Origin of the sequence: Streptomyces sp. P9(2023), assembly GCF_032436795.1 — a bacterium.
Classification (GTDB): Bacteria; Actinomycetota; Actinomycetes; order Streptomycetales; family Streptomycetaceae; genus Streptomyces.
The window spans coordinates 39,672-62,298 of record NZ_JAUPWM010000014.1 but is presented as its reverse complement, the minus strand read 5'-3'; the positions used below and the strand labels follow the sequence as shown (position 1 = coordinate 62,298).

General features: G+C 72.3%; 20 protein-coding genes. 10 read left to right on the top strand and 10 right to left on the bottom strand.

The window, feature by feature from the left end:
- The first annotated feature begins 98 nt into the window (after positions 1 to 98).
- Positions 99 to 2,327, top strand: a complete 2,229-nt coding sequence (locus Q5762_RS19870) for a VCBS repeat-containing protein (protein WP_315893507.1) — start codon at positions 99 to 101, stop codon at positions 2,325 to 2,327.
- Here Q5762_RS19870 and Q5762_RS19865 read toward each other — a convergent pair.
- Positions 2,291 to 2,737, bottom strand: coding sequence for an ATP-binding protein (locus tag Q5762_RS19865; protein WP_315893506.1), 447 nt, complete (start codon positions 2,735 to 2,737; stop codon positions 2,291 to 2,293). The genes Q5762_RS19870 and Q5762_RS19865 overlap by 37 nt on opposite strands.
- 91 nt (positions 2,738 to 2,828) lie before the next feature.
- Here Q5762_RS19865 and Q5762_RS19860 point away from each other — a divergent pair, with 91 nt between their 5' ends.
- Entirely contained in the window at positions 2,829 to 3,692 is an 864-nt protein-coding gene (locus Q5762_RS19860) for a helix-turn-helix transcriptional regulator (protein WP_315893505.1), read from the top strand.
- Positions 3,689 to 3,931 (top strand): DUF397 domain-containing protein, encoded by a 243-nt coding sequence (locus Q5762_RS19855; protein ID WP_315893504.1) that lies wholly within the window; start codon positions 3,689 to 3,691, stop codon positions 3,929 to 3,931. Before Q5762_RS19860 ends, Q5762_RS19855 begins: the two co-directional genes overlap by 4 nt.
- 3 nt (positions 3,932 to 3,934) lie before the next feature.
- On the opposite strand, the gene Q5762_RS19850 is transcribed toward Q5762_RS19855, so the two are convergent.
- Positions 3,935 to 4,327: an SSI family serine proteinase inhibitor gene (locus tag Q5762_RS19850; RefSeq protein WP_315893503.1), complete on the bottom strand. Its 393-nt coding sequence runs from the start codon at positions 4,325 to 4,327 to the stop codon at positions 3,935 to 3,937.
- Between the two features lie 158 nt (positions 4,328 to 4,485).
- On the opposite strand from Q5762_RS19850, the gene Q5762_RS19845 reads away from it, so the two are divergent.
- Positions 4,486 to 6,477: a protein kinase domain-containing protein gene (locus Q5762_RS19845; protein WP_315893502.1), complete on the top strand. Its 1,992-nt coding sequence runs from the start codon at positions 4,486 to 4,488 to the stop codon at positions 6,475 to 6,477.
- On the opposite strand, the gene Q5762_RS19840 is transcribed toward Q5762_RS19845, so the two are convergent.
- Together Q5762_RS19840 and Q5762_RS19835 are read right to left on the bottom strand one after the other, a co-directional pair.
- Entirely contained in the window at positions 6,466 to 6,903 is a 438-nt protein-coding gene (locus Q5762_RS19840) for a Zn-ribbon domain-containing OB-fold protein (protein ID WP_315893501.1), read from the bottom strand. The genes Q5762_RS19845 and Q5762_RS19840 overlap by 12 nt on opposite strands.
- Positions 6,903 to 7,352 (bottom strand): DoxX family membrane protein, encoded by a 450-nt coding sequence (locus tag Q5762_RS19835; protein ID WP_315893500.1) that lies wholly within the window; start codon positions 7,350 to 7,352, stop codon positions 6,903 to 6,905. Before Q5762_RS19835 ends, Q5762_RS19840 begins: the two co-directional genes overlap by 1 nt.
- A 192-nt stretch (positions 7,353 to 7,544) precedes the next feature.
- Between Q5762_RS19835 and Q5762_RS19830 the strand changes: the two genes are divergently transcribed.
- From Q5762_RS19830 to Q5762_RS19815, 4 genes are all read left to right on the top strand, one after another.
- Positions 7,545 to 8,708 carry an NAD(P)/FAD-dependent oxidoreductase gene (locus Q5762_RS19830; protein WP_315893499.1) on the top strand — a complete coding sequence of 388 codons (1,164 nt, stop codon included), beginning with the start codon at positions 7,545 to 7,547 and terminating at the stop codon, positions 8,706 to 8,708.
- 641 nt (positions 8,709 to 9,349) lie between these two features.
- Positions 9,350 to 11,581: an acetate--CoA ligase family protein gene (locus tag Q5762_RS19825; RefSeq protein ID WP_315893498.1), complete on the top strand. Its 2,232-nt coding sequence runs from the start codon at positions 9,350 to 9,352 to the stop codon at positions 11,579 to 11,581.
- A gap of 14 nt (positions 11,582 to 11,595) precedes the next feature.
- Positions 11,596 to 12,444, top strand: coding sequence for an enoyl-CoA hydratase-related protein (locus tag Q5762_RS19820; protein ID WP_315893497.1), 849 nt, complete (start codon positions 11,596 to 11,598; stop codon positions 12,442 to 12,444).
- An 88-nt stretch (positions 12,445 to 12,532) separates the two neighbouring features.
- A complete protein-coding gene (locus Q5762_RS19815; protein WP_315893587.1) occupies positions 12,533 to 13,120 on the top strand; it encodes a flavin reductase family protein in 588 nt (195 codons plus the stop codon).
- A 165-nt stretch (positions 13,121 to 13,285) separates the two neighbouring features.
- On the opposite strand, the gene Q5762_RS19810 is transcribed toward Q5762_RS19815, so the two are convergent.
- Both Q5762_RS19810 and Q5762_RS19805 read right to left on the bottom strand, forming a co-directional pair.
- A complete protein-coding gene (locus tag Q5762_RS19810; protein ID WP_315893496.1) occupies positions 13,286 to 14,587 on the bottom strand; it encodes an MFS transporter in 1,302 nt (433 codons plus the stop codon).
- A gap of 116 nt (positions 14,588 to 14,703) precedes the next feature.
- A complete protein-coding gene (locus Q5762_RS19805; protein WP_315893495.1) occupies positions 14,704 to 15,999 on the bottom strand; it encodes an MFS transporter in 1,296 nt (431 codons plus the stop codon).
- Between the two features lie 61 nt (positions 16,000 to 16,060).
- Between Q5762_RS19805 and Q5762_RS19800 the strand changes: the two genes are divergently transcribed.
- Positions 16,061 to 17,053 carry a helix-turn-helix domain-containing protein gene (locus Q5762_RS19800; RefSeq protein ID WP_315893494.1) on the top strand — a complete coding sequence of 331 codons (993 nt, stop codon included), beginning with the start codon at positions 16,061 to 16,063 and terminating at the stop codon, positions 17,051 to 17,053.
- Between the two features lie 37 nt (positions 17,054 to 17,090).
- Here Q5762_RS19800 and Q5762_RS19795 read toward each other — a convergent pair whose 3' ends face one another.
- From Q5762_RS19795 to Q5762_RS19785, 3 genes are all read right to left on the bottom strand, one after another.
- On the bottom strand, positions 17,091 to 18,353 hold the full coding sequence (locus Q5762_RS19795) for an MFS transporter (RefSeq protein ID WP_315893493.1): 1,263 nt from the start codon (positions 18,351 to 18,353) through the stop codon (positions 17,091 to 17,093).
- A 180-nt stretch (positions 18,354 to 18,533) separates the two neighbouring features.
- Positions 18,534 to 19,589, bottom strand: a complete 1,056-nt coding sequence (locus tag Q5762_RS19790; protein WP_315893492.1) for a Zn-dependent alcohol dehydrogenase — start codon at positions 19,587 to 19,589, stop codon at positions 18,534 to 18,536.
- A gap of 351 nt (positions 19,590 to 19,940) precedes the next feature.
- Positions 19,941 to 20,855, bottom strand: a complete 915-nt coding sequence (locus Q5762_RS19785) for an SDR family oxidoreductase (RefSeq protein ID WP_315893491.1) — start codon at positions 20,853 to 20,855, stop codon at positions 19,941 to 19,943.
- Positions 20,856 to 20,957: 102 nt separating this feature from the next.
- On the opposite strand from Q5762_RS19785, the gene Q5762_RS19780 reads away from it, so the two are divergent.
- Positions 20,958 to 21,914, top strand: coding sequence for a cyclase family protein (locus Q5762_RS19780; protein ID WP_315893490.1), 957 nt, complete (start codon positions 20,958 to 20,960; stop codon positions 21,912 to 21,914).
- A 205-nt stretch (positions 21,915 to 22,119) separates the two neighbouring features.
- On the opposite strand, the gene Q5762_RS19775 is transcribed toward Q5762_RS19780, so the two are convergent.
- Complete coding sequence (locus Q5762_RS19775) at positions 22,120 to 22,575, bottom strand: ATP-binding protein (protein WP_315893489.1); 456 nt, start codon at positions 22,573 to 22,575, stop codon at positions 22,120 to 22,122.
- Positions 22,576 to 22,627 lie beyond the last annotated feature (52 nt).

Genomic DNA, 22,627 nt, shown 5'->3' with positions numbered 1-22,627 from the left:
GTCCCCATTCCTCTCGTACAACCCTTCGCCAACCCCACGAGTCCCACCCGCAACGGCGGATCACCGCCGCCCGCGCATTTCTGTGGGAGGGACCCCCTTTGATCCACGTTGGTTCGCCCCGGCGACGTCTCGCCGCGGCGGTCACGGCCGTCCTCGCCGTCACGGCGGCGGGCCTGGCGACCCCGGCGGTGGCGACTACGCCGCCCGGCGCCGAGACTACGGCCACCGCTACGGCCACGCAGCAGGCCGCCATCTCGCTGCCGCCCGGCTCTCGCTACGTAAGCCATGGCCCTTCGGGACTGCTGACGATCCTGCGGACGGACAAGGGAGCCGAGTACCGCTGGACCCGGTACTCGGACGGCGTCACGACCCTTCTGCCCGCACGCGAGTACCTGGGCAGCCCGCAGACGGACCTGGTCGTGACGTCGGCGGGGAGCGTCCACACGTTCCACGACCTCGCGGCGGGCACCACTCCCGTGACGATCGACGCCACCAAGCTCGGCCCGGACGCGAAACTCCGCCGTCCGATCGGCACCACCCTCGTCATGGACAAGCCCAACAGTGCCGGTGGCACCGAGGTACACCTCGTCAGCAAGCCGGGCGACACCGTTCTGGACCGCAAGGTGACCGGTCTGCCGGAGAACGCTTCGGTGTACCGGTACGACATGTCCACACTCGACACTCTGATCCTCACCTACAACACCGTGGGCGGACCCGGGAAGCACCTCGCCCTGGTGGACGTCGCCACCGGCGCGGTCGTCGAGGACCGTGCCCTCCCCGTGGTCAGCGACGAGGGCGACGCCGGTATGTCCGCCACGCAGGTGATCTGGACCGAGCAGTCGGCCACCGGCGCCGTGACCTTGGCGGTGGCCCGGCGGGGGGACACCTCGGCCGAGCCCGAGCGCGTCGTCCTGGGATCCGGGACCGTCCGCACCGAGCTACTGGGCGACTGGGTGACCTACGGGGCGACGTCCGCGCCAACCGACAATCGCGATCCCAACCTTCTCTATGGCCTGACGGCGCGCTCGCTGACGTCCGGAAAGACCGTCAAACTCCTGGACAGCATGCGGAGCAGCGTCTTCAGCGAGGCCGACGGCAACCAGATCGTACGGGGCGGCACGGTCGAGCACGGCGAGGGCTTCTACCGGATCTCCGTCGGCACGGACGGTACTCCCGTCGCCACCCTCGTGGCGAGCACGGGCGAGCCCACCGCGGTCGTCGCGGAGGTCTACAAGCCGCTTCCCGACGTGGTCGACTTCGAGCACGGTGACGCGAAGTTCTGGTGGTACGTCAAGCGCGGCAACGCCGAACTGAAGGTCGAACTGACCCACACCGCGTCCGGAAAACGATGGACCTCCGAGCCCTCGTACCTGGACAGGCCATACGTCACCGGGGCGATCTGGACCGGCCAGTTCGGCGACTACACCTCCGCCTACAACGGCGCCTACACATGGCGCATGACGGCACGGCCCACCGACGGCATCGGGCCGACGGTCGAGCAGACCGGCACGCTCAAGGTCGCCAACAAGCCCGCCCCGCACGACTTCTCGGACAGCGGCGCCCCCGATCTGCTCGTCAAGGACGACTCGGGACGGCTGGTCGGATACGACGGCCACCAGACCCTGATCGCCCAGCGGTACCAGCGGGAGCGGGTCGACTACGGCACCGGGTGGAACATCTACGACCGCGTCGCGGCCCCCGGGAACATCGGCGGATCCGTGCACGCCGACATCCTCGGCCGGGACCGGAGCGGCGTCCTGTGGCTCTACACGGGCACCGGCAAGGGTTTCGCGCCGCGTACGAAGATCGGCGCCGGCTGGCAGACCTACGACAAGCTCACCGGCGGCAGCGACCTGACCGGCGACGGCCGCCCCGACCTGGTCGCCGCCGACAAGGCCGGTGACCTGTACCTGTACAAGGGCACGGGCAACGCCGCCGCCCCCTTCGCCCCCCGCAAGAAGATCGGCTGGGGCTGGGGCATCTACAACCAGCTCACCGCCACCGGCAACCTCGGCGGAGCCGCCGCCGGCGACCTCGTCGCCCGCGACAAGGACGGCGTCCTCTGGCTCTACCTCGGCAAGGGCGACGGCACCTTCGCCGCCCGTACGAGGATCGGCGGGGGCTGGGACCGGTACACCGACCTCGTGGGCGTCGGCGACACCAACAGGGACGGTCGCCCCGACCTGGTCGCGCAAGGCGTCATGGGCGGCACCTACGAGACCCTCGCCCTCTACAAGGGCACGGGCATCTGGCGAGCGCCTTTCGGTTCCCGTAATGAGGTCTACACCCCTCAGCAGCTCGGAACGGGGAACGTCACCCTGTTCTGACCCCGGCGGGGTTCCGTCAGCGGGACCGTCGCCCATACGGTCTTGCCGACGCAGCGGGCCTTCACGCCCCAGGCGGTGGCGAGGGCGGATACGAGCACGAGCCCGTATCCGCCCTCGTCGGGCCTTGCGACGGGGACCGGCTCGCGGTCGCCCCGCGTGTCGGAGACCTCGATCCGTACGTGGTCCTCACCACGCTCCATCCGCACCTCGAAGTCCCGCCCGGCCACGCGCCCGTGGGTGGCGGCGTTGTTGGCGAGCTCGGCGACGACCAGTTCGGCGGCGGCGGTATCCAGGACGTCCCAGTCGCGGAGCTGCTGCACGGCGAGCAGCCGGGCGAGCCGGGCGCCGCGCCGGGTGGCCGACAGCCGGAGGACGAACTCACTGGTTGGGGTGGCTTTTTCGGACTTCATATCCCCGAGCCTGGCCGCCCGGTTCTACCCTGACCAGGAGCGACAATACGACGCTGAGTGACAGTACGGGCACGCCAAGAAGGCGGTACGGATGTCGGGGAACGAGGAGGAACGGCCGGAACGGCCGTCCGAAGTCGACGGTACGGCGCACTTGTTCAGTGCGATCGGAAAGATCATCAAGGTTCTGCGTAAGAACGCGGGCCTGAGTCAGGCGGAACTCGCCACGGCCACGCACTGTAGCGAGGACCTGGTGTCGTCTGTGGAGCGTGGAGTACGGACGCCTCAGCCGGACTTCCTGCTGCGGGCGGATCCCGTTCTGAAGGCGGGCGGGGTACTGCTGGCGGCGGTGGACGACGTACGGGAGGCGCTGGCGCGGGCGCGGACGCGGCACCCGGATTGGTTCCGGGACTTCGCGAAGGCGGAGGCGGAGGCAGTGGCCTTGCACTACTACGAGGTGCAGGCCGTGCCGGGCATTCTGCAGACACCGGCGTACGCGGAGACCGTGTTCCGCTATCGCCGCCCGCTGTACGACGAGGAGACCATCGAGAAGCGCCTGGCCGACCGCCTGGCCCGCCAGGTCATCTTCGACAAGTGGCCGGCCCCGACGATGAGCTTCGTCATCGAGGAGGCCGTACTGCGCCGCCCGTTGGGCGGCCGCGAGGCGTTCCGGCAGCAGCTGCGCCGCCTCATCGAGGTCGGCAGACTGCGGGCCGTACACCTCCAGATCATGCCCACCGACCGCGAGGAACACCCCGCACTGGGCGGCTCGTTCACTCTGCTCACCCCGAAGGGCAGGCGGGAGGTCGCGTACACCGAGAGCTACGGACACCCCCGGCTGATCACCGACCCAGAAGAGGTACGCATGTACACCGAGCGCTATGGGATTATCCGCGCACAGGCACTCACGCCCCACGAGTCCCTGGAGTTGATCGATAAGATGCTGGGAGAGCTATGAGCACCACGGATCTGGCCTGGTTCAAGAGCAGCTACAGCGACGGCGAAGGCGGCAACTGCATCGAGGTCGCCTACGACTGGCACAAGTCCAGCTACAGCAGCGGCGAAGGCGGCGAGTGCATCGAAGTCGCCGCCCACCCCACCACCATCCACGTCCGCGACTCCAAGGTCCCCCACGGCCCCCAGCTCGCCGTCGCTCCGACGGCGTGGGCGTCGTTCGTGGCGTACGCGGGCGTGTGAGCGTCAGAACGCGAAGACGTGGCCCGTCTTCGCGTTCAGCTCGCAGCCGTTGCCGAACGTCTTCTTCCAGTCGACAGGCACCTTGTTGAAGGTGCCGACGGCCGTCACCGTGACCGGGTCGTAGATCATCGGGCAGGCCTTGTCGGCGTTGCCGGCGAGCTGGTCGAAGTCACCGTTCGCGAGCTGGAGCTCGTCGCAGGCCGTCTCGGCGACAGGGTGGTTGCCGCCGGTCGGGCGACAGCCGAGGTAGACCTCCGTCACGTCGCCGGTCGCCTCGGAGGTGACCGTCAGGAGGATGCGGGTGGCCGGGGTCGGGGCGGCGGCGTCGGCCGTTCCGCCGAGGCCGGGGGCGGCGAGGGCGACCGCGGCCAGGGCGAATGCAAGGGTGCTCTTCATGACCCGGCCAACGAGGGGTGCTGCCCCCGGTCACTGGGCTCTACCGGGCTCCACTCCGATGACCGGGAAGTTCATCCGGCGCGGCGGCAACTATCCCTACAATTCTGTGACTTGACTGCCGATGCGGATCGCAGGATAGCTTGGCTATCCTGTGGCTCATGCAGGGGGAACCGAACAACACGTCGCATCTGAACGGCAGCGGAGCCACACCGCTGGAGCCGGGGGACCCCCGGCGAATCGGGGCATTCACGCTGCTCGGGGTGCTCGGCTCGGGCGGCATGGGGCGGGTGTATCTCGGGGCGGTGCCGGGGCGGTTCGCGGCGGTGAAGCGGGTGCTGCCCGTGCTCGCCGAGGACGCGGACTTCCTGAGCCACTTCGGGCACGAGCTGGACAACCTGGCCCGGCTGCCCGGCGGGGCCAGTGTGCGGCTGCTCGCGAGCGACCGCACCGCGAAGCCGCCGTGGTTCGCGACCGAGTACATACCGGGTGTCACCCTCAACGAGGCGATCAGACTCCATGGCGGCCCGCTGCCCACCGAGGCCCTGTGGCGGCTGCTGCGGGAGGCGGCGGCCGGGCTGCGGGCGGTGCACGCCGCCGACGTGGTGCACCGGGATCTCAAGCCGTCCAACGTGATGCTCACCTCCGACGGCCTGTCGCTCATCGACTTCGGGGTGGCGCGCGCGGCGGACCAGAGCCGGCTGACCAGGACCGGCATGGTCATCGGCACGCCCGCGTACATGGCGCCGGAACAGGCGGTCGCCGACCCGCATGTGACCGGCCAGGCGGACGTCTTCGCGCTCGGCAGCCTGCTCCTTTACGCCTCGACCGGCCGCCCTCCCTTCGGCGACGGATCGGGCCCCGGCCTGCTCTACCGGGTCGTCCACGGAGAGCCCGACTTCGGGAAGCTCACGGAGACCGCCCCCGCTCTGGCGCACCTCGTACGGTCCTGCCTCGCCAAGGATCCCGCGGAGCGGCCGACCGCCGCCCAGGTCGTCGAACTCACCGACGGCTACGCGGACGACACCCCGTGGCCTGCGGCCGTCATGGCGTCGGTCGAGGAGCGGGCCGCGTTCGCCGCGACGCCACCCACGGCCGAAGAGCTCGCGGACCTCTCGGGCGAGGAAGAGGCCACAGCTGCTGACTCCGTCGAGGACATCGGGACGGTGGCGCTCGTCCAGCGGGGTTCCCACGAGCCCTCGACCGCGGGCGCCGACGCCGCCGCGGCCACCGGGCCGGGCGCGAAGGCGCCGCGGCAGGGTCGGCGCAACCGATTCGTCATGCTCGTGGTCCCCGTCGTCGTGGCCACCGGCACCACCCTGACCGTCGCCCTCGGTCCGTACGAGATCGGCCGACAGGGCGCGGGCCCCGACTCCTCGGCGGCGCGGCCGTCCGCCACCTCCTCGCAACCGGCGCCCGGCAACTCCGGGCCGGCGGACGTGACCCCGTCCTCCGCCGGACCGTCCTCCGCCGGGCCGTCCTCCTCCGCGCCGGGATCGCCCTCGGGGCAGCCGTCGGGGGCGGGCCCTGGCGGTGCGGCTGCGGGTGGTGCGGCGGCAGGCGGCGGAGCGGGTGGCGGCGGTGCGGCGGCGGGCGGCACCGGCTCCGGGCCCGGCGGCGGCGGGGACGCCGCGTCCGGGGGCGGCTCGACCCCCTCGGGAGGCGGCGGGGGCTCCACGCCCGCCCCGCCGAAGACCACGCGCCCGGCACCCCCGCCCTCCGACGGCGGCGGCTCGTCGACCTCGGGGACGTACTCCCTGGAGAACGTGTCGAACGGCCAGTGCGTGGGTGAGTACAACCCCGGCTACGGCGACTTCGCCAACACGCACACGTGTGGTGCCGACGACGGCGCCGGCAACCCGATCCACTTCGCGTGGACCTACTCACCGGGCGCGAACGGCACCTTCCGGCTGGTCAACAAGAAGACCGGCCACTGCCTCCAGTCGGGCGGGAACCCCGGCGGCGTCGGCGTCAGCGCCTGCAACGGCTCCAGCAACCAGGCGTGGAAGGTCCGCTCCACCACGTCCTCCGGCCGGACGATCATGAATGTGGGCAACGGCCAGTGCATGATCGTCGGACCGCCGTTCCTGAGCACGTCCGCCTGCGACTCCGGCAATCGCGCTCAGCTCTGGCGGAACATCTCAGCCCTCTGACGCCGCCGACGGTGGCCCGAAGACGGGGACGGCGACCGCCCTGTCCCCGTCCCCCTCCGCCCGGAAGGTGACCTCCAGGTCCATGCCGATGCGGAGGTCCGGTTCCGGTACGCCGACGATCTCGGTCATCATCCGGGGGCCCTCGGCGAGGCCGACCACCGCCGCCACGTACGGGACGCGTTCGCCGAAGGGTGGGAGGTCGTTGCGGTGGACGACGGACCAGGTGTAGAGCGTGGCCCGGCCGCTCGCGGGCTCCCAGGTGACGTCCTCGCTCCAGCAGTGCGGGCAGAACTCGCGCGGGTAGTGGTGCGCCCGGCCGCACGCGGCGCAGCGGCGGAGCAGGAGACGGCCCTGGCCCGCCGCTTCCCAGTAGGGGCGGGTGAAGGCGTCGATGTCGGGGTCGGCGGCCGTCCTCGGATTGCCCATCAGAAGAGTCCGATCGCGTGGTCGAGGGACCAGGTCTGCCAGGAGACGGCGAAGAGGGCGACGAGGGAGATGAGGGCCATCATCGCGTTCTGCCCCTGCTCGGCCCAGTCGTGGATCATCAGGACGAGGTAGAGGAGGTTGAGGAGCAGGCCGGCGATCAGGGCGATCGGGGTCAGGAGGCCGAAGATCAGGCCGAGGCCCAGGGCGAGTTCGGCGTAGACGACGACGTACGCCATCACCTTGGGGCGGGGTGCGACGACCGAGTCGAAGCCGCGCTTCACGAACGGCCACCGGTGCTTGCCGGCGATGTCCGCCGCCCACGCGATGCCGGTACCGCGCTCGAACCAGCCCTTCTTGTCCTTGTGGCGCCAGCTCTCCAGCCACCACAGGCCGAGGCCGATGCGGAGGACGGCGAGCCATTCGGCGCCGGTGAGCCAGACGGTCTGCATCGGCGGTACCTGCCCCTCCCGTTGGAACGAATCTGACGGTACGTCAGTTCAGCGGATGTGGCTCCACCCGCGCAAGACCCGCGCACGATTCCCGCACGTCTCCATGCACCCCACCCAGGCGTAACCGTTTCGCAACCGAACCCCCTCTTGACCGAGACCCAACAAGTGATCAGCTCGTTACGCTGAGCACTCATGGTCAACACCCCCCAATTCGGCCCCGATCACCCCGTGTACGTCATCGGGGGCGGACCCGGCGGACTCGCCGTCGCCGCCTCGCTGCGCGCGAAGGGCGTCCGGGCCGTGGTCCTGGAGAAGTCCGACGCCGTGGGCGCCTCCTGGCGCTCCCACTACGACCGGCTGCGGCTGCACACCACGCGTCGGCTGTCGGCCCTTCCCGGCCTCGCGATGCCCCGCTCCTTCGGACGCTGGGTGGCCCGCGCGGACGTGGTGCGGTACCTGGAGAAGTACGCCGATGTGCACGAGCTGGAGATCGTGACCGGGGTCGAGGTCACGCGGGTGGAGCGGGACACCGAGGGCGGCTGGCTGCTGCACGCGACGGGCGGACGGCGGCTGACGGGGCGGGCGGTGGTCGTCGCGACCGGGTACAACCACACGCCGCGGGTGCCGGAGTGGCCGGGCCTGGACGCGTACGGCGGCGAGTTCGCGCACGCGAGCGCGTACCGCAACCCCGCCCCGTACGCGGGGCGGGACGTCCTCGTCGTCGGCGCCGGGAACACGGGCGCGGAGATCGCCGCGGACCTCGTGGAGGGCGGTGCGGGGCGGGTGCGGCTCGCGGTGCGCACGGTGCCGCACATCGTGCGCCGCTCGACGGCCGGGTGGCCGGCGCAGCGCACGGGGATCCTGGTACGGCGGCTGCCGGTGCGGCTGGTCGACAAGGCGGGCGAGCTGATGGCCCGGGTCGCGGTCCCGGACCTGTCGGAGCACGGCCTGCCGCGGCCGGACACGGGGCTGTACTCGCGGGTGCGGGAGGGCGCGATCCCGGTGCAGGACGTGGGCCTGATCGACGCGGTGCGGCGGGGTGCGGTGGAGATCGTGGGCGCGGTCGCTTCGTTCGCCGGCGACAAGGTCGTCCTGGCGGACGGCTCGGCGATCACCCCGGACGCGGTGATCGCGGCAACGGGCTACGGGCGGGCGCTCGAGCCCTTGGTCGGCCACCTGGGGGTCCTGGACGAGCGGGGCCGCCCGGTGACGCACGGGGCGCGGTCGCCGGAGTCGGCGCCGGGGCTCTACTTCACGGGATTCACGAACCCGATCAGCGGGATGTTCCGAGAGATGGCGCGGGACGCGGAGCGCATCGCGAAGGCGCTGGCCGGGCGGGGGCGGTCAGCGGGGTAGCCGTTGCGGCACGGGGGGCGCCGCACGGGGCGGGCGCCGCACCCCGTGCGTGCGGTGACCCCGCGCCCCACCCTGCGTGGGGCGGTCGCCCCGCGCCCCCCACCCCCCGCCGGGGTCCCCCCTGCTCGAGCGAAGCCGAGAGCTTGGGGGGGGTGGGCACACGGGACGGCGCCCCATGCGGGCGCCTTCCGCACATGCGCCCCCCTGTACCCCGGGGCCGTTGCGCGTGCAGGCACCTCGGTGTGGGCGGGGTTACACGGGGCGGACGCGCCCGCCAAGGGCGCCGTTCCGTTGTGCCCACCCGTTCCGCCCCAGCGGAACAGTTGCCCACAACGGGGCGGGGGGGGAGCCCCAGCGGGACCGTTGCCCACAACGGGGGCGGGGCGGGAGCCCCAGCGGGACCGTTGCCCACAACGGGGGCGGGGCGGGAGCCCCAGCGGAACAGTTGCCCACAACGGGGCGGGGGGGGGAGCCCCAGCGGGACCGTTGCGCACAACGGGGGCGGGGCGGGAGGCACCGCCCACGAACGACGCACCGGGTCCGCCAGATCGTCGCGTCCGGGCCATTCCTGACTCGTCGTCAGTTCTGTAATCTGACTGGGCGTCAGGTATGCGTCAGCGGCGGAAGGGTGGAGCGGAACGATGCTCGGATCGACTCACGGCACCTTCACCACCGATCTCCGCGCCCGCGTGGTCGCCTGTGGCGAGCATCCGGGGGCGGCCACCGTCGCCGTGCACGGTGTCACCGCCGTCGCGGGGGACCTCGATGTCAGCGGGCGGGCGCTGCACGCGCCCGTGCCCGATCTCGACCGGTTCTTCCGGCCCGGGTCCGTCGCCGTCGTCGGGGCCTCCGACGCCGAGGGGCGGCCGAACACCGGGATCACGCGGCAGCTGATCGCCTGGGCCGAGCGGGTCGGCGCCCGGCTCGTGCCCGTGCACCCGACCCGTACGACGGTCTTCGGGATCGACTGCGTGCCGTCCGTCAAGGACCTCCCCGAACCCGTCGACCTCGCCGTCCTGCTCCTCGCCGACCCGCTCCCCGTCATCGAGGAACTCGCCGAGGCCAAGGTCAAGTTCGCCGTCGCCTTCGCCTCCGGCTTCGCCGAGACCGGCGGCGAGGGCGCCGCCGCGCAGGAACGTCTCGCCGACGCCGTACGCCGCTCCGGCATCCGCCTCCTCGGCCCCAACACCAACCTCAACGCCTTCGAGCGCTTCCGCGACGACCTCGACGGGCCCGCCATCGCGCTCATCACCCAGTCCGGGCACCAGGGGCGGCCCGTCCACACGCTCCAGGAACTCGGCATCAGGCTCTCCCACTGGGCTCCCACCGGCAACGAAGCGGACCTCGAGACCGCCGACTTCATCTCGTACTTCGCCACCCGGCCCGAGGTCGGCGCCATCGCCTGTTACGTCGAGGGGCTCAAGGACGGCCGCTCCTTCCTCCTCGCCGCCGACCGCGCCGCCCGCGAGGGCGTGCCCGTGGTCGCCGTCAAGGTCGGGCGGACCGAGGCCGGTGCCCGGATGGCCGCCTCGCACACCGGCAAGCTCACCGGCGCGGACCAGGTCGTGGACGCGGCCATGCGGCAGTACGGGGTGATACGGGTCGACGGGCTCGACCAACTCCAGGACACCGCCGCCCTGTTGGCCCGCGCCCGCAAGCCGGTCGCGGACGGCGTCGTCGTCTACTCGATCTCCGGCGGCACCGGCGCCCACTTCTCCGACCTCGCCACCGCCGCCGGGCTCCACCTGCCCACCCTCCCCCAGGCCAAGCAGGACGAGTTGCACGAGTGGATCCCCGGGTATCTGAACGTCGCCAATCCCGTCGACAACGGCGGGCACCCCGTCGGCGACTGGCGTGGGCGGAAGATCATCGATGCCATCCTTTCCGATCCCTCCGTCGGCGTCCTCATCTGCCCCATCACCGGGCCCTTCCCTCCCATGAGCGACAAGCTCGCCCAAGACCTCGTCGACGCCGCCGAAGCCACCGACAAGCTGGTGTGCGTCGTGTGGGGTTCGCCGGTCGGGACCGAGGCGGCCTACCGGGAGACCCTGCTCGGATCGTCCCGCGTCGCCACCTTCCGTACGTTCGCCAACTGCATCGGGGCCGTGAAGGCGTACCTCGACCACCACCGCTTCACCACCGCCTACCGCTCCCCCTTCGACGACGCCCCGCGCACCCCCTCCCCCTCCTTCCGCAAGGCCCAGGCCCTGATGCGGCCCGGCCGGCAGCTCAGCGAGCACGCGGCGAAGCAGCTGCTGCGGGCGTACGGGATCCGGGTGCCGCGCGAGCAGCTGGTGACGAGCGCGGCGGCGGCGGTCCGGGCGGCCGGGCTCGTCGGCTATCCGGTGGTCATGAAGGCGTCCGGTGCGCAGCTGGCCCACAAGACCGAACTCGGGCTTGTGAAAGTGGGGTTGACCTCTGCCAGCCAGGTCCGGGACGCCTACCGGGAGCTCACCGACATCGCCCGCTACGAGGGTGTCGACCTCGACGGGATCCTCGTCTGCCAGATGGTGGGGCGCGGCGTCGAGATGGTGGTGGGCGTGACCCGCGACCCTCTCTTCGGGCCGACGGTCACGGTCGGTCTCGGGGGCGTCCTGGTGGAGGTCCTGAACGACGCGGCCGTACGCGTACCGCCGTTCGGCGAGGAACAGGCCAGGGACATGCTCGGGGAACTGCGCGGGCAGGCTCTGCTGAAGGGCGTACGGGGGGCTCCGCCGGCGGACGTGGACGCGCTGGTGGAGGTCGTGCTGCGGGTGCAGCGGATGGCCCTTGAGCTGGACGGCGACCTGGCCGAACTGGACATCAACCCGCTGATGGTGCTGCCTCGGGGGCAGGGCGCGGTGGCGCTCGACGCGCTCGCGGTGTGCCGATAGGAGCCACTCGACTCATGACCGATGTCCTGCACACCGTCGAGAACGGCGTCTCGTGGATCACGCTCAACCGGCCCGAGGCCATGAACGCCGTCACCTGGGACCAGCGCGAGCGGGTCATCGCGCTGCTCGGGGACGCCTCGGCCGACCCGGACGTCCGGTGCGTGGTCCTCACCGCCACCGGGCGGGGCTTCTGCGCGGGCGCGGACCTGCGGGGCGCACCGGCCTCGGGCTCGGGCTCGGGCTCGGGCTCGGGCGAGCGAAGCGAGATGGGGGTCCCCCCGGCCGGAGGCTGGGGGAGGGTCCCCGGTGACGTGGCCCGGACGATCCGGCTCGGGGCGCAGCGCCTGATCGCGGCCGTACTGGACTGCGAGAAGCCGGTGATCGCGGCGGTGAACGGGACGGCGGCGGGGATCGGGGCGCATCTGGCGCTCGCGTGCGATCTGGTACTGGCGGCCGAGCCCGCGAAGTTCATCGAGGTGTTCGTACGGCGGGGGCTGGTGCCGGACGGGGGCGGGGCGTATCTGCTGCCCCGGCTGATCGGGCCGCAGCGGGCGAAGGAGCTGATGTTCTTCGGGGACGCGGTGACGGCGCACGAGGCGCGGGAGCTGGGTCTGGTGAACCTGGTCGTACCGGCGGAGGAGCTGGAGAAGACGGCGCGGGAGTGGGCGGAACGCCTCGCACAGGGCCCGACGCGGGCCCTGGCTCTGACGAAACAGCTGGTCAACGCCTCCCTGGACACCGACCGTACGACCGCGTTCGCGGCGGAGGCGGCGGCACAGGAGATCAACATGACGACGCGGGACGCGAACGAGGGCGTCGCGAGCTTCGTGGAGCGCCGGACGCCCCGGTACGAGGGGCGCTAGCGCGTCGGCATGAGACCCGTCAGCGGCACAGGGCTTCCCATCTGACGCATCGTCAGCTTCAATGAACACTGTGATGGGACACGCTGGGATGGCGGCCACCGCCGTCCGATACCTCAGGTCGGCCGGGTCACCTACGGCCGTCGAACCGCACCCCCGCCCGCGGCTCCGCGCGGTACGGGAGGACGAGCGCATGCCCGTCGACCCGGCCGAGTTCCGGCGGGTGCTGGGCCACTTCGCGAGCGGGGTGACCGTCGTGACGGCCCTCGACCCGGACGGGCCGACCGGCTTCGCCTGCCAGTCGTTCGCGTCGCTCTCCCTGGACCCACCGCTGGTGGCCTTCATGGTCGCCCGTACGTCGACGACCTGGCCCCGGCTCGCCCGGGCCGGCGCCTTCTGCGTCAACGTCCTCGGCGCGGACCAGCGGGAGTTGTGCCTGGGCTTCGCGAAGAGCGGCACGGACAAGTTCGCGGGCGTCCCGTACGACGCCGCCCCCGTGACCGGCTCCCCCCGCCTGACCGGCGCCCCGGCCTGGATCGACTGCACGATCGCCACCGTCCACACGGGCGGCGACCACCTCATCGTGGTCGGCCGCGTGGAGGCCCTGGGCACCCCGGAGGAAGACACCGGCGAACCCCTCCTCTTCCACCGGGGCCGCTTCGGCCGCTTCAGCGGCTAGGGCCTGTCCGGCGGATCAGGGTCGGATAGGCCGCGGCGTCCGGTGCGGTGCATCGCAAGGCGCCGGAGCGCCTCGATAGCGGAGCTATTGGGGCGTTTCGGCAACGCCGCGAGGTGCCGTGCCAGGCGTCGCGGACCCGGCCATGATCCGCCGGACAGGCCCTAGCTAGGCCACGGCCGGCACACTCGGCTCGCGGCGGCGGATGACCAGGGCCATCAGGGCCGCTACCGCGCACAGGGCGCCCGAGGCGTACCAGACGACGTCGTACGAGCCGAAGACATCGCGGGCCACGCCGGCCGCGAAGGCGACGACTGCCGCGCCGACCTGGTGGGAGGCGAGGACCCAGCCGAAGACGATGGCGCTGTCCTCGCCGTAGTACTCCCGGCACAGGGCGATCGTGGGCGGGACGGTGGCCACCCAGTCCAGGCCGTAGAAGACGATGAAGAAGAGCATCGGCGGGTTGACCGTCGGCGCCAGCAGCATCGGCAGGAACAGGAGCGACACGCCTCGGAACGCGTAGTAGATCGCCAGCAGGCGGCGCGCCTCGAAGCGGTCCGTGAACCAGCCGGAGGCGATCGTGCCGACGACGTCGAAGACCCCGATCACGGCCAGCAGCCCGGCCGCCGCCGTGATCGGCATGCCTTGGTCGTGGGCGGCCGGTACGAAGTGGGTCTTCACCAGGCCGTTCGTCGTGGCCCCGCAGATCGCGAACGTACCCGCCAGGAGCCAGAACGGGCCGGTGCGTGCCGCCTTGAAGAGGACCGTCACGGCCCGGCGCGCCGCGCCCGTCACCGGCGCCGGCTTCGGCACGAACTCACCGCCGTACGGGGCCAGGCCGACGTCCGCCGGGTGGTCGCGCAGCAGCAGCCAGACGAAGGGGACGACCGCGAGCGCGGAGAGCGCGACGGTCACCGCCGCCGGGCGCCAGCCCTCGTTCTCCACCAGCCAGGAGAGGAGCGGGAGGAAGACGAGCTGACCCGACGCGCCCGCCGCCGTCAGGACGCCGGTCACCAGGCCGCGCCGGGCCACGAACCACCGGTTCGTCACCGTCGCCGCGAACGCCAGCGCCATCGAGCCGCTGCCGAAGCCGACGAGAACGCCCCAGTACAGGACGAGTTGCCACGGCTCCGTCATCCACACGGTCAGCACCGAGCCGAGCGCGATCACGCTCAGCGCGACCGCGACGACCTTGCGGATGCCGAACCGGTCCATCAGGGCGGCGGCGAACGGCGCCGTCAGGCCGTAGAGCGCGAGGTTCACCGAGACCGCGAAGCCGATCGTGCCGCGCGACCAGTCGAACTCGCCGTGCAGCGTCTCGATCAGGAGCCCCGGCAGCGAGGCGAAGGCCGCCGCCCCGATGATCGTGACGAAGGTGATGGCCGCGACGAACCACGCGCGGTGCACTCGGGGGGTACGGGAGTTACGGGAGGAGAGGGGCGCCGCCGGCTTCTCGGTTGTCTGGGTCACGTCACACAGCTTCGTGGCCGGGAACCCTCCCCACCATTGGCCCGAATGACAGCTTTCGCAAGGATCGGGCCAAGCGCAGGCTCACCACGCCCGTCGCCGCGAACGCGGCCGTACGCTCACACCCTCGCCAGCCTCCTGATCGGCCGTACCACCAGCAGCGCCGCCACCACGAGCACCGCGATCCCCGCCCCCGCCAGCAGCACCTTCTCCGTGCCGACCTCCTCCGCGACCGGGCCCGCGAGCGCGCGGCCCGCCGCCATCATCAGGAGCGAGCCGGCCACGTCGTACGCGTGCATCCGGTTCAGCGCCTCCTGCGGCACATGCGTCTGGACCGACGTCGACCACATCACCAGCCAGAACGCGAACGCCGCGCCACCGACGAACTGCCCCACGCACAGCAGCGGCACGGACGCCCCCGAGCCGAGCAGCACGAGGTTCACCGGCAGCCCGAGCAGCGCGACCGCGCCCGCCGCGAGCGGGCGGCGGGGCCGCAGCCGCAGGGCGAGCAGCCCACCGGCCGCGTTGCCCGCACCGGCGACGGCCATCAGCCAGCCGTACGTGGCCGAACCGTGGTCGCCGGTCACCAGGGTCGCGGTAAGCGGCACCATCGGCCCGGCGACCGTGAACCCGTACACCGTCCAGATCGCGATCACCCCCCACAGCCAGCTCCGCGCGGTGAACTCCCGCCAGCCCAGCGCCATTTCCGACCGCAGCGAACCGCGCCGGACCGAGTCGGCGGGGCGGGCGGGGAGCCGCATCAGGGTGAGGCAGACCGCGCTGACGGCGAAGGTCGCGCCGTTGAGGCCGAAGGTGGCGCCCGCGCCGCCGGTCAGCGCGACGAGGACGCCCGCGACCGCCGGACCCGCCATCGTCATCAGCGACTCGACGACCCGCAGCACGGCGTTGGCACGCTGCACGTCCGGAGCGATGCGCGGGATCGTGGACGCGACGCCCGGCTGGAAGAGCGCGGCGCCGACGCCGCTCAGGGCGCTGAGCACGTACACCGACCAGAGCGGCGGACTGCCGACGGCGAAGGAGACCGCGAGCACGGCCGCGCCGGGCAGCCGGATCAGGTCGGCGAGGATCATCATGCGGCGGGCGGTGAACCGGTCCGCGAGCACCCCGCCGACGACGACGAGCAGGGCGAAGGGGCCGATCCAGGCGCCCAGCGCGTAACCGACCGAGGAGCCGGGGTACCCGGCGCCGAGCAGACCGGCGGCGAGCGCGACGGGCACCATGCCCTCACCGAAGACGGCGGCGGCACGAGCAACGAAGAAGAGCCGGAAGTCGCGGTTCCAGAGGGTGGGGGTGGGGGCGGGGGTCGAGGCGGGCGGCGCGGACGCGGGCGGCGCGACCGTTCCGGGAATGGGGTCGGGGGCCGCAGACTTGTAGGAGGAGGGCTTGTCCGTCACGGACCGACTTCTAGCAGCAAGTGGTCTGGACCACAAAGGGTTATCGCAAGGGGATCTGCTCGTGCCGCACCGTATCGCCGTCCTGGCCCTGCCCGGCCTCCTCCCCTTCGAGCTGGGCATTCCGCACCGGATCTTCGGCCGCGCCAAGGACAGCGCGGGCCGGCCGCTCTACGAGATCGTGACCTGCGCCCCGGTCGCGGGCCCGGTCCAGACGGACGCGGACTTCGCGATCCACGTGGAGCACGGCCCGGAGGCGCTCGCGACGGCGGACACGGTCGTCGTACCCGCCTCGTACGAACTGGGCCCGGTGTACGACGAGGGCCGGCTGACCGACGAACTCGCGGACGCGCTCGCCCGCATCCGGCCCGGGACGCGGCTGGTCGCCATCTGCACGGGCGGATACGTACTGGCCGCCGCCGGCTACCTGGACGGGCGCCCGGCCACCACCCACTGGGCCTCGGCGGAGCACTTCCAGCGGCGCTTCCCGAAGGTACGGGTCGACGCGGACGTCCTCTTCGTCGACGACGGGGACGTACTGACCTCGGCGGGCGTCGCGGCCGGGATCGACCTGTGCCTGCACATCGTGCGCCGCGACCACGGGAGCGCCGTCGCCAACGACGTGGCCCGCGGGACCGTCGTACCGCCACACCGGGACGGCGGGCAGGCCCAGTACATCGCGCGGCCGGTCCCGGAGGCGGGGACGGCGACGACGACTGCCGCACGGGCCTGGGCGCTCGCGCATCTGCACGAGCCGATCCAGCTGCGGGACCTGGCGGTACGGGAGGCGATGAGCGTACGGACGTTCACGCGCCGCTTCCGGGACGAGGTCGGCATCAGCCCCGGCCAATGGCTGACCCAGCAGCGGGTCGAACGGGCCCGCCACCTCCTGGAGTCCACGGACCTCCCGGTCGACCAGGTGGCCCGCGACGCCGGCTTCGGCACGCCACAGTCACTACGGTCCCACCTGCAGGCAGCGATCGGCGTCGCCCCGACGACGTACCGGAGGACGTTCCGCACGGCCGCCCATGCGGGCGCGTTCCGCACAGGAGCCTGACCCCCGCCCCGGGGCCGGCGCCCGAGGCGGCGCCTCGTCAGTCGGTCCGCGCACCCGCCCGGGACGGCAGCGACGTTGCCGCCGCCTCCCGTCCGCTCTCCCGCCGCGCGTCCACCCGCGCGTCCACCCGCACCCGCCGCCACTCGCCCACCGCCCCCATCGCCGTCAGGACCAACGTCAGGGCGACGCCCCACAGGATCGCCGTGGACGGCGCGACGACCTTCAGAAGGCCGCCGGCCAGCGTGCCGCTCGCGGCGTAGCCGGCGCCCACGGCCGCGTACATCACCGAGTACCCGGCGGCCAGGGCGTGCGGCGGGAGGATCTGGCGGAGGGCCAGGTTCCGGGTGAGCATCGCCGGGGCCTGGAGCAGTCCGGCGAGGACGAGGGCGAGGGCGATGGCGCCCGTCCACGGCAGGACGGCGACCAGCACGACGCCCCCCGAGACGGCCAGGATGAGGAGCAGGCTCTGCACCGGCAGCCGGCCCGGCCAGCCGCTGCGGAGCCCGTACACGAACGCGCCGACCGCCGAGCCGATCGAGAACCCGGCGAGCAGGGGGCCGGCCCAGCCGATCCCGATGCCCCGCTGTTCGAGGAGCGCGGGGAGGATCAGTTCGGCGAGGGCGAGCAGGGTCAGGCTCGCGGCGCCGGTCACGTACACGGGCCAGGCCCGGACCAGGACGCGCCGCAGCGGTTCGCCGTCCGCGTCGCGGCCCTGCCCGTCGACCTTCCAGCCGGCGGGCAGCGCCCGGAGCCCGCCGACCGAGGCCGCCATCAGCCCGCCCGCGAGCAGCAGAGGCACGCCGGGGGCGACGCCGAGGGCGAGCCCGGTCGCGAGGGCGGGGGCGGCGGCCCAGATGCCGAAGGTCAGCACGGACTCCATGGAGAGCGCCTGGGTGACGGCCTTCTCGGGGACCATGCCGGTCAGCACCGCGCGCAGCCCGCCGGGCGCGGCGGCGGGGCCCGCGCCCGCGATGAAGGCGAGGACGCCGAGGAGGGCGGGGTGGGTGGTGCCGGCGAGCCCGAACCCGAGCCCGCTGAAGGCGAGCGCGCCGACCGCGAGCCCGACGGCGAGGTGCGGCCGGGCCCGTTCGGCGTTCATCCGGATGCCGAGGACGGGTGCGCCGAGGATCTCGCCGAGGACGTACGCGGCGGCGAGTACGGCCCCGAGGGTGTAGCCGCCGGGCTGCTCGCGCACGAGGAACACCAGCGCGAGCGGCGCCATCGCGACGGGCAGCCGGCTGGCGACGGCGACGGCCGACCAGGTGAGGACGGGGCGGGTGAGGATGTCGCGGTAGGCCATGAGACATGACCGTAAGGGCGGAACGGTGATGGCGACAGGGGGCGGGCTACGCCTCCAGGATCGCGTTGCCTGAAGCTGAAGGACCTCGACGGCTCGGCGGTCCAGGCGGTGACGGGCACCTGGATCGCCTGAGCCGGGGCCGGGGCCGGGGCCGGGGCGGGGCCGGGGGCGTACGCCCTTCTAGAAGGTCAGGACGCCCCGCGCGACCTTGCCGCGCTCTGCGTCCTCCGCCGCCCGCGCGAACTCCTCCACCGGGTACGTGGCGGTGACGAGCTCGTCGAGGAGGAGGAGGCCCTCGCGGTAGAGGTCGGCGTAGAGGGCGATGTCCTTCTGCGGCCGCGAGGAACCGTACCGGCAGCCCAGGATCGACTTGTCGAGGAACATCGCGGCGGGCGGAAAACTCGCCTCGGCGGTGGGCGCGGTCATGCCGAGGAGGATGGCCTGACCGTGCCGGTCGAGCAGGTCGATCGCCTGCCGGACGAGGCCCACGTGGCCGACGCACTCGAAGACGTGGTCGGCGCCGGTGGGCAGGATGTCCCGTACGGACTCGGTGGAGTTCAGGAAGTGCGTGGCGCCGAAGCGGCGGGCGGTCTCCTCCTTGGCGGGGTTGGTGTCGACGGCGACGATCGTGAGCGCGCCGGCGATCCGGGCGCCCTGGAGGACGTTGAGCCCGATGCCGCCGGTGCCGATCACGACGACGGTCTCGCCGCGGTCGACCTTGGCGCGGTTGAGTACGGCGCCGACGCCGGTGAGGACGCCACAGCCCATGAGGGCGGCGGAGGTGAGGGGGATGTCGGAGGGGATCTTCACGGCCTGGATGGCCTTGACGAGGGTCTTCTCGGCGAAGGAGGAGTTGGAGGCGAACTGGAAGAGCGGCTCGCCTGTACTGGTGCGGCTGAAGGGCTGCTTCGGCATCCCGATGGCTTTACGGCACATGGTGGGGCGACCGCGGTCGCAGTCGGCGCAGGCGCCGCAGTTGGCGAGCGTGGAGAGGGCGACGTGGTCGCCGGGGGTGACGTGGGTGACGCCGGGTCCGACCTCCTCGACGACACCGGCGCCTTCGTGTCCGAGGACGACGGGGGCGGGGAAGGGGATGGTGCCGTCGATGACGGCGAGATCGCTGTGGCAGAGCCCGGCGGCGGCGACGCGCACGAGCACGTCGCCGGGCCCGGGCGCGCGGATGTCGAGATCGTGCACGACCTGAACCTGCTTGCCGTCGTAGACGACACCTCTCATGAGCGTGCTCCTTCGTGTCGCGAGTTGGCCGAGCTGTGAACTCCGGTTCGGCTGGGCGGCGCCCCCGTTGTGGGCAACTGTTCCGCTGGGGCGATGGGGGTCCCCCTGCTCGAGCGAAGCCGAGAGCTTGGGGGAGGGTGGGCACAACGGAACGGCGCCCTTGGCGGGCGCGTCCGCCCCGTGCACCCGGAGGTACCTGAACCGCGCAACGGCCCCGGGGTACAGGGGGGCGCATGTGCGGAAGGCGCCCGCATAGGGCGCCGTCCCGTGTGCCCACCCGTCCCGCCCTGCGGGACGATTGCCCACACGGGAGGCGGGACCCCCGCACAAGCGAGGGCACACGGCGTCGGCCTACCCGTTGGGCCTGGTGCCCTCCGAGGCCGCCCTCGCCATCTCCTCCAGGCGCGCAAGCAGCGGCATCGGGTCCACCCCCACCGTCCCCGGCAGAAAGTCCGCGATCCGTTCCGGCGTCCACGCGCCGCCCTCCGCGTACCCCGCCCGCAACTCCCTCGGCTGCGCCCACACCGCGATCTTCGGGCCCGCGATCGTGTAGACCTGGCCCGTGATCCGTTCCTCCCGCGCCCGGTCCGAGAGCAGGTAGACGACCAGCGCCGCCACGTCCTCCGGCTCCCCGATCTCCTTCAGCTCCATCGGGACGTTCGCCGACATCCGCGTCCGCGCCACCGGCGCCACCGCGTTCGCCGTCACCCCGTACTTGTGCAGGCCCAGCGCCGCCGACCGCACCAGCGAGATGATCCCGCCCTTCGCCGCCGAGTAGTTCGCCTGCGCCACCGACCCCTGGTGGTTGCCGCTCGTGAAGCCGATCAGCGTCCCGCCGCCCTGCTTCCGCATCACCGCCGACGCCGCCCGGAACACCGTGAACGTCCCCTTCAGATGCGTCGCGACGACCGGATCCCACTCCTCCTCCGACATGTTGAAGAGCATCCGCTCGCGCAGGATCCCCGCCACGCACACGACCCCGTCGATCCGCCCGTACTCCGCGAGCGCGGTATCCACCACCCGCTGCCCGCCCGCCATCGTCGAGATGTCGTCCGCGACCGCGACCGCCGAACCACCCGCCGCCTCGATCTCCTTCACCACCCCGAGCGCCACCTCCGACGCCGGCTCCCCGCCCTCGATGGAGACCCCGTAGTCGTTGACGACGACCTTCGCCCCCTCCGCCGCACACGCGAGCGCCACCGCGCGCCCGATCCCGCGCCCCGCGCCCGTCACCGCCACGACCTTGCCTGCCAAGAAGTTCCCCACGCCCGGCCCCTTCCCGCACTTTCTGACGGTCCGTTAGATTCGTTCGTCAGCTGGATTCTACGACCCGCCAGATACCGGAGAACAAGACCCGCGGAGGCCCCGATGTCAGATCCCGCGCCCAACCCCCTGCCATCCCAACTCCCCACCCCCTTCCACGACATCGCCAAACGCGTCAACAACTGGGGCCGCTGGGGCCGGGACGACGAGATCGGCACCCTCAACCTGATCACCGACGACGTCGTACGTGAAGCCACCCGCACCGTCCGCTCCGGACACCGCGTCCCCCTCGCCCTCGACCTCAAGCAGGACGGCGTGCAGACCGGCATGATCCCCGGCCGGGTCAACCCGCTCCACGTCATGGTCCAGATCAACCAGGAGCTCTTCGGCCCCGGCACCGTCGCCACCAGCGACGACGCCGTGACCTTCGGCCTCCAGGCCGGCACCCACTGGGACGCCCTCACCCACGTCTCGCACTCGGGCAGGATCTACAACGGGCGCCCCGCCGCCACCATCACCCCGCACGGCCGCTCCGCGTACAGCGGCATCCACACCGCCCGGCACATCGTCAGCCGCGGCGTCCTGCTCGACGTCGCCGCCGCCAAGGGCCTGGACCGGCTGCCCGGCGACCACGCCGTCACCCCCGAAGACCTCGACGAGGCCGCCGAATTCGGCCGCGTCACCGTCCGGGCGGGCGACATCGTCCTCGTACGGACCGGTCAGATCCAGCAGTATCTCGCCGGGGACAAGCACGCGTACGCGTTCCCCTCCCCCGGCCTCTCCGTCCGTACGCCCGAGTGGTTCCACGCCCACGACGTCGCCGCCGTCGCCAACGACACGCTCACCTTCGAGATATTCCCGCCCGAGATCGAGAACCTCTGGCTGGCCGTCCACGCCCTCGACCTGGTCGAGATGGGGATGCTCCAGGGTCAGAACTGGAATCTGGAAAGTCTGTCCACAGCCTGTGCACAGCGCGAGCAGTACGCCTTCCTGCTCTCCGCGATGCCCGAACCCTTCGTCGGCGGAACGGGCACACCCGTAGCCCCGGTCGCCATTCTCTGAATCACGGCCCTACGAGCGACCGGCCCGGCCGCACTACGGGCTCCACGGGTGGCGGCGCGCTCGCGCGCGCCCCGAGCACGGCACGAACCACCGCCGCCACCCGGCCACGACCCGCACTCGTCAAGGGCCCGGGCACACCGGCCCGCCCTCGTCGTCCCCTCGCAACGAATCGCTCACCCCAGGGTGAACAAAACACCACGAACCGTCAACAGTGCACCGAGGCCGCAGGACTGGCCGTGGACGCCGGCGGTTTCATCGGCACCCCCCGGTCCACCTCGCACCAGATGCTCTTGCCCGCGCCCTCGCGCTGCCAGCCCCACCGGTCCGCCAGGCCGTCCACCAGCTCCAGGCCGCGCCCGTTGGTGTCCTCGCCGTGCGCGTGCCGGGGCTGCGGCGGCCGGTCGCTCGAATCGGCGACCTCCACCCGTACCGTCCCGGACTCCGGACAGCCCGCGCCGAACAGCATCCGCAGCACGGCCGGACAGCCCGTGTGCACCACGGCGTTGGTCACGAGCTCGGAGATGAGCAGCACCAGCGTCTCGGCCAGCGGCTCGTCATCCCCTATGCCCGAACCGGCGAGCCTCGAACGCGCCCAACGCCGGGCCCGCCCCACCTCCGCCGGGTCCGGCCCGACCTCCAACTGAACCTGAAGCACCTGCACCGCTCACACCATCCGAACCGGCGGACACATCGCCTCGCGCCTCACAGCCATC

Excerpts from the sequence above, each read along its gene's own strand:
- Q5762_RS19820 (WP_315893497.1), top strand. The coding sequence starts at position 11,596 with ATGACCGATGTCCTGCACACCGTCGAGAACGGCGTCTCGTGGATCACG.
- Q5762_RS19865 (WP_315893506.1), bottom strand. The coding sequence starts at position 2,737 with ATGAAGTCCGAAAAAGCCACCCCAACCAGTGAGTTCGTCCTCCGGCTG.
- Q5762_RS19790 (WP_315893492.1), bottom strand. The coding sequence starts at position 19,589 with ATGAGAGGTGTCGTCTACGACGGCAAGCAGGTTCAGGTCGTGCACGAT.
- Q5762_RS19795 (WP_315893493.1), bottom strand. The coding sequence starts at position 18,353 with ATGGCCTACCGCGACATCCTCACCCGCCCCGTCCTCACCTGGTCGGCC.
- Q5762_RS19835 (WP_315893500.1), bottom strand. The coding sequence starts at position 7,352 with ATGCAGACCGTCTGGCTCACCGGCGCCGAATGGCTCGCCGTCCTCCGC.
- Q5762_RS19855 (WP_315893504.1), top strand. The coding sequence starts at position 3,689 with ATGAGCACCACGGATCTGGCCTGGTTCAAGAGCAGCTACAGCGACGGC.
- Q5762_RS19860 (WP_315893505.1), top strand. The coding sequence starts at position 2,829 with ATGTCGGGGAACGAGGAGGAACGGCCGGAACGGCCGTCCGAAGTCGAC.
- Q5762_RS19850 (WP_315893503.1), bottom strand. The coding sequence starts at position 4,327 with ATGAAGAGCACCCTTGCATTCGCCCTGGCCGCGGTCGCCCTCGCCGCC.
- Q5762_RS19780 (WP_315893490.1), top strand. The coding sequence starts at position 20,958 with ATGTCAGATCCCGCGCCCAACCCCCTGCCATCCCAACTCCCCACCCCC.
- Q5762_RS19825 (WP_315893498.1), top strand. The coding sequence starts at position 9,350 with ATGCTCGGATCGACTCACGGCACCTTCACCACCGATCTCCGCGCCCGC.
- Q5762_RS19815 (WP_315893587.1), top strand. The coding sequence starts at position 12,533 with ATGGCGGCCACCGCCGTCCGATACCTCAGGTCGGCCGGGTCACCTACG.
- Q5762_RS19845 (WP_315893502.1), top strand. The coding sequence starts at position 4,486 with ATGCAGGGGGAACCGAACAACACGTCGCATCTGAACGGCAGCGGAGCC.
- Q5762_RS19840 (WP_315893501.1), bottom strand. The coding sequence starts at position 6,903 with ATGGGCAATCCGAGGACGGCCGCCGACCCCGACATCGACGCCTTCACC.
- Q5762_RS19830 (WP_315893499.1), top strand. The coding sequence starts at position 7,545 with ATGGTCAACACCCCCCAATTCGGCCCCGATCACCCCGTGTACGTCATC.